Genomic DNA, 12,730 nt, shown 5'->3' with positions numbered 1-12,730 from the left:
AGGTAAGAAGATCAAATCCGCAGGTGAAGCAATCAATTTGGCAGGAAGGAGGATTTTGAAGTTGAAAAAAAGAACAAATAATAGAGGGAGTGTGCGTTAAAATGATAAAAGCCGTTTTATTTGATTTAGATGGAACATTGTTAGACCGAGATGAATCGGTCAAAAAGTTCATAGATTGTCAATATAATAGATTGAATACTGTTGTAGGTCATATTCCAAGAGAGATCTATATAAAGAGATTTATAGAATTAGATCAGCGCGGGTATGTATGGAAAGATAGAGTGTATCAGCAATTGACCAAGGAGTTTGAAATCGACGGCATTTCTTGGGAAGAGCTGCTCCAGGACTATATCACAGAATTCAAAAATCACTGCGTTCCATTCCCGAATCTCATTACCACACTGGAAAAATTGCAAAGCCTCAACCTTAGATTAGGTATAATTACAAATGGCAGAGGTCAGTTTCAGCTAGATAACATAAAGGCTTTAGGGATTGAAGATTATTTTGACACCATCTTAATATCGGAATGGGAAGGGATAAAAAAGCCAGACCCCGAAATTTTTAAAACGGCATTAAAGCAACTTGAAGTTCCGCCCCACCAAAGTATTTTTGTCGGGGACCATCCAGAAAATGATGTGAAAGCGGCTCAGCAAGTGGGGATGAAGGGCATTTGGAAAAAAGATATTCAATGGGACCAAGTAGAAGCAGATTTTATTATTACTGAATTGGCCGAAATACCATTGATACTAAAGTAGCAGTAAGCGGCTTTTCCATTAAAAAAGGTCGTTTTTTTTGTGAATAAATCTGTAACCTTTTGCATTTTCATTTGTCATTAGTAGTGGGAGGAGAGAGACATGGCAGATCCGCTTGAAGAGATGTATCAGGCATATAAAGATCCGGTTTTCCATTACCTCCACAATATGTGCCACAGCACCACTGTTGCGGAGGAATTGACCAATGATACGTTTATTAAGGCTTTCAAGGGATTTGGGCGGTTTCGCGGCGAGTCTTCCCTTAAGACGTGGCTCTTTAAAATTGCGAGGAATACATACTTGAATGAAATAAACAAATTTTCTCAACAGAACGAAATTCCCTATGCCGAACCGGAGCTTCAAGCAATCAGCACCACTCGGAACATTGAAGCAGGTATGATGGTAAGGCAGACACTTCTCAAGCTTACTGAAAGTGAAAGATCACTTTTGATTTTAAGAGAACAGGGTTTTTCGCTTAAGGAAATGGCCGATATTTTGAGTCAGAGTGAAGGCAACATCAAAGTGGGAATCCATCGAGCGAAAAAGAAGTTTAAGCATTATTATCTCGAAGGAGAGGGGGAATGAAAATGAAACTTGATTGCAGTTTAGTAGAAGATTTATATCCGCTATATGAAGAAAATGAACTAAGACCAGAAAACCGCCGAGCCGTTGATGAGCATTTACAGACTTGTAAAAAGTGCAGTGAATTGTATCAACAGGGAACAGGATTTTCGGAGCTGTCGCTATCTGAAGAGACCCTGCCCAATGACATGGATAGCCGGCTCCGGCTCAGCTTTAAACTAAGGAGGATGAAAGTGATTGCCGCCATTTTGGCGACCATCCTCATTGTTTCTGGGATCAATCGATATGCTGCTAACCGTGAAAAAGTAGCCACCCTTCTGGATGGAGTATACCTATATGCTGAGTCACTTAATGAATTAGCCCAAAATCCATACGAAATCGATTCAAATAGAGGCCATCTATCTTATGCAGCCGAAAATGTGGATGACTTAAACAACGAGTTGCTTTGGTTTGAACGAAAAAATACTCATCTTCTTGTCAATAGCCAAGAGCTTGATGAAATGGCGATCACGTTGAGGGAGCGAAAACGCCAGGGGCTTGAGGATGAAACGGACGAAAAGGCAATTGAACTTTTACAAACGTATACCAACACCCTTTTTAAGCACGTTCAAAAGGAATATGGTGAATTTCATCATGGCTATAGTTCCTATCTCGAAATCCTAGATACTGAAGGAATCGGGACTCCAATCGAAAAAATAGATGAACTGGCCTTTTTTTATAACAAATACCACAAGCTTCCCTCAGAGATGAAGGTAATAAAAGAGAGTGAAATGAAAGAGGTCATAACAAAGGCATTCAATGCCGAGGGTGGAAAAATTGATTTGGAAAAAACAAATGAAAGTTTCGGAGTGTATCATTTTGATCTTAAACATGGAAAGACCCAAATTGATGGTAAAATTGACGGCTATTCCGGACTTATCACTTTTGCGAATAACTACGCACATCCGTTACATGAAAAAAATCCTTTGAATACAAGTGATGTAATGAAAAAGGCTGAAAAAATGCTAAAGGCGATTTACGGGGAAAATGCACAATTTGATATAAAAATTGAAGAAAACAGTGGTGAGCCTAATCTTTATCGTTTTCGGTTTACCCCCCTTGCAGGAGAAAATAGATTGTACTTCCCATTGGGAGATCCGTATTTCATCGAACTTGATGCGGGAACCGGCGATTTTTACCTGTTTTCCGGCAAGCCAGCAATGCAGTCGAAAGAGTTTTTTTCGAATGAATATGAGGAAAAGCTAGCCCCAAACACACTAGAAGCCAAGGCAGCAGAAATATCGGGTCAGAAGGTCAAAGCGCTTGGGAAGGGGATTATTTACTCCTCCGTTTCCGCCGGCTATGTCCTTGTCCATATTTTTGAAGGAGAGGAAAACCGAATCTATCTCAATGCTGAAACCGGCATTGTGGAGAGACCTTATATATCATTTCATTAAAGGAGGGCTGTACGATGAATTATTTTGTTATCGTCTTGGAACATCGAAACGGGTGCAGCCTATACGGGGTTTCTAACGGGAGTGAAAGTTACGGCAACTGGAGGAATAATCGAATTTGTTAAGGAAGAAACCGATTCTAGAGATAAATTAGAATAAGTGAGGTGTTGTTCATGACGATTAAAATAGCCTATGGCGAGCACCCGTCACAATTTGGTGTAATGCGCAGGCCTGAGGCGCCGGGGAGATGCCCTGTTGTGGTAAGTATTCATGGAGGTTTTTGGCAATCAAAATATGGTCTGGAAGAGAACGAACCACTAGCTGAAGATTTGGCGCAGCGTGGTTTTGCGACGTGGAATATTGAGTACCGTCGAATCGGTGAGGAAGGCGGGGCGTGGCCGGGCACTTTTCACGATGTGATTAGTGCAGTCAATCATTTGAACCAGCTTAAGGACACCTATCAGCTCGACCTCTCAAAAGTGGTGGTCATTGGACATTCAGCGGGCGGTCACTTGGCACTTTTACTGGGATCGCTTTTGAATCAAGCTGATAGCCCATTATTTATTCCAATAAAAGGAATCATAAGCCTGGCGGGGGTTACTGACCTCCACAAAATGCTGCAAATACATACGGAAAGAGGGATTGCTAGTCCGGTCACCATGTTCCTTGGTGACTCAATGGAAGAATTACCGATTGCGTCACCGATCGAATTGCTGCCCTTGAATGTGGAACAAGTTTTAATTCATGGTGAGTTAGACCGCCATGTTCCGGTTACTTTGAGTGTGGAATATCATCGGAGAGCAATGGAGATGGGGGATAGTGTCCTTTTGCTCACACTTCCAGAAGCTGAGCATTTTATGGTTGTCGACCCTTCGTCCTCGGCATGGAAAGCAGTAACAGAATCACTAGAGGGATTAATTTGAAACGATTAAAGAAAACCGAAAGGAGAGAACTCGTTGCAAAAAGAAGTGAAAAAAGCGATTGAATTAAGACAGGAAGGGAAAGTGGCGGAGTCAAACGAATTACTTTTAAAAGTAGCAGGGGAGTTTCCGATGGACCCTTATGTCAACTATCAATGTGCGTGGAGCTTTGATTTGTTAGGGAAAGAAACCGACGCGATTCCCTTTTATGAAAAAGCGATTGACCTAGGGCTGTCTGGAAATGATTTAGAGGGAGCCATACTTGGTTTAGGAAGTTCCTATCGTACCATAGGAGAATATGCGAAGTCGAAAAATGTTTTTCAAAAGGGGCTGGATTTATTTCCAAGCAACCGAGCATTAAAGGTATTCTATTCGATGACACTTTATAATTTGAAAGAGCATGACGCTGCCATGGAAATCCTGCTTACCAGCTTGATTGAAACCACATCGGATGAGGGTATCCTGCATTACAAAAGAGCGATACAATTCTATTCCGATAAATTGGATAGAACGTGGAAATAGAAGAGGGTGTGCCGGCACCCTCTTTTGTGCTTACTTCATGCATTTTTTCAGGTCAAGGATGGTCTGCAAATGCATCCCTTCGTGAAAAATGGTCCGAATAAGCACTTGTTCGATCGTGTGCATGCCCATTTCGGTTGGCGGAAACTCTTCTTCTAGTCGCTCACCATACTGTGCCTTAATTTGAGCAGGCTGCTCTTTTAGAAGATTCTTTAATTCTTCAATCGTAGGTGTCTCTGGAGTAAAGTTGGCGGGTGATGTTCCGTATCCAAACCAAGTCTGAAACGGTTCAGGAACTCCGGCCTTTTCTTTCGTCACAGCCTGTATCCATAGGTATTGGTCGAGATAAATATGCCCGAGGTTCCAGCGGATATTATTATTGAACCCCTTTGGAATCACTTCAGCCTCTTCTTCTGATACATTTTCTAGTACTCTTAAAATATAGCTTCGATAGCTTTCTAATTGAGTAAACAGTACCTCATGACGACGTTTCATATGTATACCTCCTTTTTTTCACTAGCATTTTATTCGATATTAAAGTGGAAAATCCTGCTATAATTTTACTGTCACATCCAGCCCTTAGGAGGTTCGGCACGCAAATGAGAAACCAGAAAAAAAGGCTGACTTAAAAAAGTCAGTCCATGTAACGCCAGGTGCTTCCTCGCGTCTTATATAGTATATTCAATGGGTTGGATAAGGGTGACACCCTTCTGCAAAAAAGGGAAAAGTAAATGAATATAGAATGAAAGAATACTAGAAAGGTGTGTGGCTGCTATTTTTCAAAATTTAATTTCGTACATAGAAGATATAAAGGAAAGGAATCATAGCAGCGGGGCAGCACTTGTAATGATGAAAGATAACAAGATCGTGCTGGAGCACTATAGCGGCTATCATTCCAACACAAAGAACTCCCGTCCGATTGATGAAACCTCGCAATTTAATGTGGCTTCTGCAAGAAAAAGTTATCTAGGTTTAGTGATCGCATATGCTTTGTATGAAGGTAAAATTAATAGCATCGATGACTTGGCTGTTCAATATTTTCAGAACATAGATAAGGAACTGCTAGGAAAAACGACGATTGGGCAGTTGGTTACCCATTCGCACGGCTTAAATCAAGAGGAGGATGAAACTATTTTTCGAGAGTTTGAGCCAGGTGAGAGTTGGGCGTATAGAGGGATTAATATCTTAATGATGACGGAACTGGTAAACAGGCTTTATGGTAAAAGTTTTCCCGAATTCCTCGAAGAACGCGTGTTCAAGGCATTAGGTTTTAAACAAACGGCATGGCAAACAGAGTCAAATGAAAAGTTGGTTCAGGTGGTTAATCATCCCGATGAGCCTTCCTCCTATAAATTAGGACAAACAAACAACGGGATGGATTCCAATCTCCATACCTCGGCTCGTGAGTTTGCACAATGGGGAAGTCTGCATTTGAACCATGGAATGGGGATCGTTCCAAGGGAAGTGATTCAACTGGCGACTCAAGTCCAAAGCCCTCCTTTTAAAAATAATGAATTGCCCCAAAACGGCCTGTTCTGGTTTGTACAAGGTACTCCGGCCAAACACAGCGAGTTGGGTGAACGAGTCCCTAAAGGGTCTTACCAAATACTAGGCGTCACCGGACCCACACTATTAGTGATTCCAGAATACAATGTCGTCGTCGCAAAAATGTTCAATAAGCGATATAACTACGGAGGCAGTAATTATCTTCATTATTTAAGGGAGTTTAGCAATTTAGTAGCGGATACGTTTTAAGGGGGAAACCTGGGTGAAACAGAGAAATAAGCTGGTCCGCATGTCAAAGGTGCTTTCATTGGCTTTCGGCGTTTTCCTGCAAATATACTGGTATAAGATTCGCAGGAAACCGAAAGAGGAGTGGGATAAACTTTGGGGACAAATAGGGGCACGGTATCGGAATACACTATTTGAATTAGAAGGCTTATTGATTAAAGTCGGACAGTTTTTGAGTACGCGTGGTGATTTGCTGCCGAAAGCGTTTATCAGTCAAATCGAAGACCTCACGGACAAAGTCCCTCCTTCTGACTGGAGCGAGATAGAGAAAATTCTCCAACATGAAAACTTCCTTTCCATCGAAAAAACAGCCATTGCATCCGCCTCCATTGGAGAAGTTTATAAAGGTGTGCTCAAGGACGGCACAGCGGTCGCGGTAAAAGTGAAGCGACCATACATCGATAGCATTATTCAAACCGATTTCAAGGTGCTATCCATAATCATTTGGTTTGCCGACAATTTTGTTCCGATTCCGAAAGGATTTATCAACTTTAAAGTCCTATTTCAGGAACTAAAACAAGTGATCGAACGAGAGCTTGATTATACAAAGGAACTCGAGACGATCTTGTTCTTTAGAGAGAGATTTAAGGATATGGATATTGTGAAAATTCCATTGGTATATCCGGAACTTAGTACACCGAATGTACTGGTGATGGAATGGGTAGAAGGAATCCGGTTTACGGATATCAAGGCATTGGAACAGGTTGCAGTGAGTCGTGAAGAGCTTGCACAAAGGCTGATGAAAGTTTTCCTTCCCCAATGGTTAGAGCCTGGAACGTTTCATGCTGATCCCCATCCAGGAAATGTCCTAGTTTCGAAGGACGGAAAAATCATCTTACTCGATTTTGGAATGATTGGTGAAATCAGCAAAAAGGATGCAGCTCATTTTCAAGGCTTGATTGAAAGCTTTCTTTCGAAAAATTATTCCAAAGCGGTAGATTGCTTAGCTCAATTAGGGTTTTTGCTCCCAGAAGCGGATTCGAGAACCATTGAAAAGCTGTTGGCGGAATTGGTTTCCTTCGAACCGGAACAATTAAAGCAAATGGATATCATGGCGTTTAAAAAGGAAATGAACGATATGATTCAAGCTCTGCCGATTCAGGTTCCGACTAGATTTGTTTTTTTAGGGCGCTCGTTCGTCACCATTGAAGGGATTATCCGCAATCTTGCTCCTGAGGCAGAGCTCCTCGTCCTAGGAAAACCGGTCTTTATGGAGTGGCTGAACAAACAGGGCAACAATAAATGGTCATTAATATGGAAGTGGATTCAATCACAGCCTGCATTTAAGCTGATTTATTCGGTTACGGAATTTTTAAACGCACCCCAAAGGCTCGAAGATTTAAAGGAACTCGAGCAACGAAGACAATTTCACTTTATGATTTTTGAAAATAATAAAAAGCATTTGTTTCAGTTAATAGTTCTTGGAATTATCGGAGTACTAGCGGGAATCTATACCTCTCACTCGCTCATTTTAAACATATCAGTTGGAGGAACTGCGATTGCCCTGGCAGGGTACTATTTTTACACCCTTAAACAGAAAAAGTGGATGAAGTATATGCATCAAAAACGAAAACAATAAGGAGGCTGCACGATGAGCAAGTTAGTATTTTATGGTGCCATCAGTTTGGATGGCTGCCTCGCACGTGAAAATCATTCGTTGGATTGGTTATTTGGGACGGAGGGGGAAGAGGAAACGGGCTATCAGGAATTTTACGATAGTGTGGATACGATTCTGATGGGAAGAAGTACGTACGATCAAATCGCGATTCTTTCACCTGAAAAATTTCCTTATGAGGGTAAGCTGTGTTATGTTTTTTCTCGTACACTGACCGGTTCGAATGAATATGTAACGTTTATTAATGAAGATATTGCAGGTTTTACCCAGTCCTTGAAGGAGCAGGAGGGCAAACGAATTTGGATTGTCGGCGGTGGAGAAGTGCTGCAGCACCTGCTAAAACTGGTGGATGAGTTCATTATTCAGATTGCGCCAACCATCATCGGAAGGGGAATTCCGTTGTTTGTGCCAGGGGACCAGGAAAACAAACTGATGCTGGTCGATGTTCGACGCTATAAACAGTTTGCAGAATTGCATTATGAAGCCAAAAGATAAACACTGTCATGGACCCCTGGCCGGCCGCCATTACCTAGCCGTTTCAGTATAAGTAACATTCACAACTTGTTCGGTTTCCTTGATAAATTCAATGTCTACATAGACACCGAATTCTTTTTGGTTTTCTTTTAACCATAATTTAAACTTCTCAGTTGATGTACGGTCTCCATTTTTTCGTCCAACATAAAGATAATCAACGACTTGCGCGTTCGGATACTTTTCCTTTGTCTTGTCCAATGCTACCTTACTCCACTTAGCATAGGGAGGAGTCGGTTTCTGCTGGGCATAGGCAGTATCGTCGAATTGAGGTAGATAGGCACTGTTAAAGCCAAAAAGGATCATTAAACAAACTAGAAGCTTTTTCATGTAAGCACCCCCTTTATGTGTGTTACTATGATGGCAGCCCATGTGAAAAATATGTACTTGGCTTTAAAATCGGTATATTAGACCCATTAAAAAAAGGAGGTACGAGAGCTTGAAGAAAAAAATTGCCTGTCTGCATGCACATTATTCGAATATTAATTATATAGAAATAGCACTTTCGGCTTATAACGTCGAGTTAAGTCATTTCGTTGATCCAGGATTGATGTATCGCGTGATGAACGACACGGATTTCACGGAGTCTGATGCTCAAAGGAAAGTGAAGGAACAAGTAGGATGGGTGGTGCAATCGGGTGTGGACGCTGTCCTAATCACCTGTACGAACTATATTGCCTTATTGGGAGAGCTTGCAGCCAACGTACCCATCATCAAAATGGATGAACCGTACTTTGAGGCAATTTGCGAGATTGACCAGCCTCAGACGATTGTTTTTACCAACCCTGATACGGTTTCCGGCACAATGGACAGGCTTCAGCAATTTGCAAAAACTCATCAGAAAAAGCTGGACATAGAGGTTAAGGTCATTGAGAATACCTTTGAACTAATCATGAGCGGAAAAAAGGATGAGTACCAAAGGGAAGTGTACAAGTTCTTAAAAAAATATCAGCAGAGGATTGTTTCTGTTGCGCAACTTTCGATGGTTGGGGCTGCACAGCAAGTGGAACGTGAGACATCCAGGACCATTATCAATCCTTTAAATGCGCTTGTCACATCTATAGTAAAACAGCTAAATCTACAGGCAAAGGAATAGTCTATATTCCTTTGCCGCCTCTAGGAACGAGCGTCGAAATTCTTTCCATACCAGCAAGGATTGGTTTCGCACGCTTGATTAATGTTTGTGTAGATTCCAGCGTTAATGATCCCTGATGGGCACCCTCACTGCTCCACACCTCATAGACATAAACAGCGTTTGGATCTTCAGGTGCAACACTCACTAGATATAATTCGCAATCATCCAAGTTTTGCAGCGACTCCGCAGCTTCTAATAGGATTGCTGCCAGCTGTTCGCGCTCGCCATCTTTGGCAATTAACTTCCCGTAAATCCCGAATTTCTCCACATTTCATTCCTCCTCTTGTATGTACCATTCTACTGTCATCGCCTTAATTCCTTTTCAATATACAAATTTAAAAAAATTTCGAGCAACCATTTTTTTACCAACACTTTGGGCAAATTAAGATGAAAAATACTCACAAGGCAGGGAATTTCATGAGTGATGCTCAAAAACAGGCTTTAAATAAATTAATAAAAGAACAACAAGAGGGAGCCGCCCAATGGCTAAAATATTGGCAAGAGTTTTCAGCCTTTGATACGTGGCAATTTTGGTTTCATGTAGTTATGTTTGTGTCCCCGCTAATCATTCTTTATTTTGCAATGGACTGGAAGAGAGCACTCCAGCTCGGCTTCTATGGATTCAACGTCCATGTTTGGTTTACCTATTTTGATGATTTTGGTACGACCCAAGGACTTTGGACGTATCCTTATAAGATGATACCCTTTATCGCACACAGTGTCGGATTGGACGCGTCGCTAGTCCCGGTATTGTTCATGTTGGTGTACCAGTGGACGATTAAAAATAATAAAAACTATTACCTATATACACTGCTATTAAGTCTGTTTCTTTCATTTATCCTAAAACCGATTTTTGTCATGCATAATTTGTTCAAGTTCAACGCATGGGTAAATTACTTTCATCTATTTCTATCCTATATCGTGATCATCGTCTTATCAAAAGTGATTACAGATATCTTTTTGCGATTTCAAAAAAATGCTGAGGAAAAGAGCACCAAAGTGGGGACTGGAACTAGAAAGAAAGGTCCAGTGTTAAAGTAAATTTGGTTACCTGCCCAAAGTACAGCTCTACCTGTATAAAAGGTTTGTTATCTGCCTAATTAACCATTCTACCTGCAAAAAAGAACTACTTCACCTGCCACCAATAAAACTGATAGAAAGGAGAGAACAAAGTTGGATGACAAATACCTGGAGGCACATCGGTTCAGCAGCCGACATCGGAAGGAACTTGAAAAGGATCCTATATGCGGTTGTTTTTATTGCACGAAAATCTTTGACCCTGACGAAATCACGGAGTGGATAGATAATAACGATACCGCGCTTTGTCCATATTGTGGGATGGACTCGGTGATAGGGGAGAGCTCCGGGTTTCCGATTACAGAACAGTTCCTCAAAGAAAATGCACCGGGAGTGGTTTTAGAAACCACACAAAAAGCCAGGCAATTGCCTGGCTTATTTCAAGTTGAAAGCTTAATAGAATCGTTTGAACCCATCAAAGTGAGCTGTGTAGTAAGGGTTAGATAGGTTTGAGATTGTGATGCCCTTTTTCGCATCGGCATGGATGAACTCGTTATTGCCAATATAGATACCTAGATGAGAGATTCCTTTTTTATATGTATTTTCAAAAAAGACTAAATCACCAGGTTGTGGCTGATCGACGTAGTAAGTACGGCTATAGTAGCCTTCTGCTGAATAGCGTCCAATTTTGTAGCCTGCTTTATTTGCTGCATAGTAGATGAAGCCGCTGCAATCAAAGCCATTTAACGTGGATCCACCCCAAGCATAAGGTACGCCCATTACGCTATGTGCGACCTCGATGAATGCATCTGCAAATTCTCCAACAGGTATTGTAGGTTCAGGCTTAGGTGTGGTGACTACTGTATTCTTGCCGGAAACCTTCAGTTTTTGGCCAACATAGATCATGTCCGATTTCAAACCGTTGAGCTCTTTTAATTTCTGCACTGTCATCTTATACTGCTGTGAAATTTTTCCTAATGTGTCACCGCTTTTTACGATGTAATCACTGGTTTGCACTGGAACAGCAGGAGGTGCTACAGGAGTGTGAGGTGCAGGTGTCGCCACAGGTGGTGTCACTGGTGCTTTCGCCGTTACACTTAATTTCTGCCCAACATAAATCATATCAGACTTCAAGTTGTTACGAGTCTTCAATTCTTGAACACTCATTTTAAACTGTAAACCGATTTTACTGAGAGTATCACCACTTACCACTGTATAAACAGATGTTGCAGAAGAATTAGCAGGTGGTGAGACTGGAGTCTTCACAGGGGGTGGAGGCGTTGTAACGGCCTTTCCAGCCACTTTCAGTTTTTGTCCCACATAAATCATGTCAGATTTCAAACCATTAAGTGACTTTAAATCTGTAACGGTAGTATTAAATTGCTTGGCAATTTTGCCTAGATAATCGCCGCTTTTGACAACGTAATTTTTAGTAGAAATAGGTGCGGATGCAGTGGCTTCCGTCTTGCTTGGTGCGTTATCAGCTGAAACCTTAATTTTTTGATTCACCTGAAGAAAATCAGATTTTAAGTTATTCAAGCTCTTTAATTCAGAAACAGTAGTTTCATATTTAGTTGCAATTTTCCATAGAGAATCTCCCTTTTCAACCGTATGCGTACTCGCATATGCCGAACCAGCATATACAGTCGAAAGAAAGGCAGCAGTCGAAACTGCTCGAACGATTGTTTTCTTCACCTGTAAATCACCTCTATTATTCTGGTATTTAAAACATATTCTACCATGAATTTCCTCTCTAACGGTATAGTAAGTTACAAATCAGTGCATAATTCATGCGAAAAAGGTAATATCATCCCAATTTAATAAGAAAAAGCTCATTTTTTGACTTACGAAAATAGAAGATTGCAGCACAAAAGGAGTTCTTTTTTCAAAGCTATACGCTATATAATAATTGTACTATTTTCATAGGAAGTTGGTCAGAGTTTAAGGCTCTTAATATTCCATACACAGATAAAGGGAAAGGTTTATTTGAGATTGAAGGTCGCAATGTGCAAGCCGTGTTAGTAAATGGAGACTGGTATATTCCATACAGTAAATTATCACTTGGAAAGAGTACTTACCAAAGAATAAGTGATGGATATAACTTTATTTACAAGCAATAGGTTTTGAAAAGGTGGAAACGGAGTAACGCTCCTTTCCACCTTTATTTATTATGTATATAAATTTGTCAGAGTTTTTTAGTTTCAAATAATAGAGACTCATCCCTTTGACCACAATTAGTAAAAGTGATAAACTTAGTAGAGTTTTGTCGATTAATGTACTAAAGGAATCGAAATGATTGTAGAATTATCAGGGGTGTATACTGTGAGGAAGGGGTCTACACCATGCTAATAATACTTAAATAAATATCTAATGAAAGGGTAAGTGTCAAAACCACTTAAGTTTCCATTAGATATTTATTTTTTTAATAAATTATT

15 protein-coding genes and 1 pseudogene are annotated in these 12,730 nt (G+C 40.8%); 12 read left to right on the top strand and 4 right to left on the bottom strand.

Features of this window, described 5'->3' with window-relative positions; genetic code table 11:
* Positions 1–101: 101 nt before the first annotated feature.
* The 6 genes from ACIQAA_RS09330 (at position 102) to ACIQAA_RS09305 (ending at position 4,209) form a co-directional block, all read left to right on the top strand.
* Entirely contained in the window at positions 102–755 is a 654-nt protein-coding gene (locus ACIQAA_RS09330) for an HAD family hydrolase (RefSeq protein WP_402618054.1), read from the top strand.
* Between the two features lie 99 nt (positions 756–854).
* On the top strand, positions 855–1,337 hold the full coding sequence (locus ACIQAA_RS09325; protein ID WP_402618051.1) for an RNA polymerase sigma factor: 483 nt from the start codon (positions 855–857) through the stop codon (positions 1,335–1,337).
* On the top strand, positions 1,334–2,770 hold the full coding sequence (locus ACIQAA_RS09320) for an anti-sigma factor family protein (protein ID WP_402618048.1): 1,437 nt from the start codon (positions 1,334–1,336) through the stop codon (positions 2,768–2,770). Before ACIQAA_RS09325 ends, ACIQAA_RS09320 begins: the two co-directional genes overlap by 4 nt.
* A gap of 24 nt (positions 2,771–2,794) precedes the next feature.
* Positions 2,795–2,926, top strand: a complete 132-nt coding sequence (locus tag ACIQAA_RS09315; protein ID WP_402618045.1) for a hypothetical protein — start codon at positions 2,795–2,797, stop codon at positions 2,924–2,926.
* A 14-nt stretch (positions 2,927–2,940) separates the two neighbouring features.
* The gene (locus tag ACIQAA_RS09310) at positions 2,941–3,690 is read left to right on the top strand and encodes an alpha/beta hydrolase family protein (protein ID WP_402618042.1); all 750 of its coding nucleotides are present in this window, start codon (positions 2,941–2,943) and stop codon (positions 3,688–3,690) included.
* A 33-nt stretch (positions 3,691–3,723) separates the two neighbouring features.
* The gene (locus tag ACIQAA_RS09305) at positions 3,724–4,209 is read left to right on the top strand and encodes a tetratricopeptide repeat protein (protein ID WP_402618039.1); all 486 of its coding nucleotides are present in this window, start codon (positions 3,724–3,726) and stop codon (positions 4,207–4,209) included.
* A 30-nt stretch (positions 4,210–4,239) separates the two neighbouring features.
* Here ACIQAA_RS09305 and ACIQAA_RS09300 read toward each other — a convergent pair whose 3' ends face one another.
* On the bottom strand, positions 4,240–4,701 hold the full coding sequence (locus ACIQAA_RS09300) for a DinB family protein (RefSeq protein ID WP_402618036.1): 462 nt from the start codon (positions 4,699–4,701) through the stop codon (positions 4,240–4,242).
* A gap of 279 nt (positions 4,702–4,980) precedes the next feature.
* Here ACIQAA_RS09300 and ACIQAA_RS09295 point away from each other — a divergent pair, with 279 nt between their 5' ends.
* The 3 genes from ACIQAA_RS09295 to ACIQAA_RS09285 are packed head-to-tail and all read left to right on the top strand — an operon-like array spanning position 4,981 to position 8,107.
* The gene (locus ACIQAA_RS09295) at positions 4,981–5,961 is read left to right on the top strand and encodes a serine hydrolase domain-containing protein (protein WP_402618711.1); all 981 of its coding nucleotides are present in this window, start codon (positions 4,981–4,983) and stop codon (positions 5,959–5,961) included.
* A 13-nt stretch (positions 5,962–5,974) separates the two neighbouring features.
* Complete coding sequence (locus ACIQAA_RS09290) at positions 5,975–7,576, top strand: ABC1 kinase family protein (RefSeq protein WP_402618033.1); 1,602 nt, start codon at positions 5,975–5,977, stop codon at positions 7,574–7,576.
* Between the two features lie 12 nt (positions 7,577–7,588).
* Entirely contained in the window at positions 7,589–8,107 is a 519-nt protein-coding gene (locus ACIQAA_RS09285) for a dihydrofolate reductase family protein (RefSeq protein WP_402618030.1), read from the top strand.
* A 30-nt stretch (positions 8,108–8,137) separates the two neighbouring features.
* Here the strand turns inward: ACIQAA_RS09285 and ACIQAA_RS09280 are convergent, their stop codons facing one another.
* Entirely contained in the window at positions 8,138–8,473 is a 336-nt protein-coding gene (locus ACIQAA_RS09280; protein WP_402618028.1) for a DUF3889 domain-containing protein, read from the bottom strand.
* A gap of 109 nt (positions 8,474–8,582) precedes the next feature.
* On the opposite strand from ACIQAA_RS09280, the gene ACIQAA_RS09275 reads away from it, so the two are divergent.
* On the top strand, positions 8,583–9,239 hold the full coding sequence (locus ACIQAA_RS09275; RefSeq protein ID WP_402618026.1) for a hypothetical protein: 657 nt from the start codon (positions 8,583–8,585) through the stop codon (positions 9,237–9,239).
* 1 nt (position 9,240) lies between these two features.
* Here the strand turns inward: ACIQAA_RS09275 and ACIQAA_RS09270 are convergent, their stop codons facing one another.
* Positions 9,241–9,546, bottom strand: coding sequence for a putative quinol monooxygenase (locus ACIQAA_RS09270; protein WP_402618023.1), 306 nt, complete (start codon positions 9,544–9,546; stop codon positions 9,241–9,243).
* Positions 9,547–9,695: 149 nt separating this feature from the next.
* On the opposite strand from ACIQAA_RS09270, the gene ACIQAA_RS09265 reads away from it, so the two are divergent.
* Entirely contained in the window at positions 9,696–10,319 is a 624-nt protein-coding gene (locus ACIQAA_RS09265) for a CBO0543 family protein (RefSeq protein ID WP_402618021.1), read from the top strand.
* Positions 10,320–10,451: 132 nt separating this feature from the next.
* Positions 10,452–10,698 (top strand): annotated as a pseudogene (locus tag ACIQAA_RS09260) (cytoplasmic protein).
* Positions 10,699–10,748: 50 nt separating this feature from the next.
* Here ACIQAA_RS09260 and ACIQAA_RS09255 read toward each other — a convergent pair.
* Positions 10,749–11,990 carry a C40 family peptidase gene (locus ACIQAA_RS09255; protein ID WP_402618018.1) on the bottom strand — a complete coding sequence of 414 codons (1,242 nt, stop codon included), beginning with the start codon at positions 11,988–11,990 and terminating at the stop codon, positions 10,749–10,751.
* Positions 11,991–12,730 lie beyond the last annotated feature (740 nt).

It is taken from the genome of Neobacillus sp. NPDC093182 (genome assembly GCF_044754045.1).
The sequence above is the reverse complement of the archived record's forward strand: the minus strand, read 5'-3'. Positions and strand labels throughout refer to the sequence as shown.

Coding starts and splice junctions, on each gene's coding strand:
- ACIQAA_RS09265 (WP_402618021.1), top strand. CDS start 9,696: ATGAGTGATGCTCAAAAACAGGCTTTAAATAAATTAATAAAAGAACAA.
- ACIQAA_RS09280 (WP_402618028.1), bottom strand. CDS start 8,473: ATGAAAAAGCTTCTAGTTTGTTTAATGATCCTTTTTGGCTTTAACAGT.
- ACIQAA_RS09320 (WP_402618048.1), top strand. CDS start 1,334: ATGAAAATGAAACTTGATTGCAGTTTAGTAGAAGATTTATATCCGCTA.
- ACIQAA_RS09325 (WP_402618051.1), top strand. CDS start 855: ATGGCAGATCCGCTTGAAGAGATGTATCAGGCATATAAAGATCCGGTT.
- ACIQAA_RS09285 (WP_402618030.1), top strand. CDS start 7,589: ATGAGCAAGTTAGTATTTTATGGTGCCATCAGTTTGGATGGCTGCCTC.
- ACIQAA_RS09330 (WP_402618054.1), top strand. CDS start 102: ATGATAAAAGCCGTTTTATTTGATTTAGATGGAACATTGTTAGACCGA.
- ACIQAA_RS09300 (WP_402618036.1), bottom strand. CDS start 4,701: ATGAAACGTCGTCATGAGGTACTGTTTACTCAATTAGAAAGCTATCGA.
- ACIQAA_RS09310 (WP_402618042.1), top strand. CDS start 2,941: ATGACGATTAAAATAGCCTATGGCGAGCACCCGTCACAATTTGGTGTA.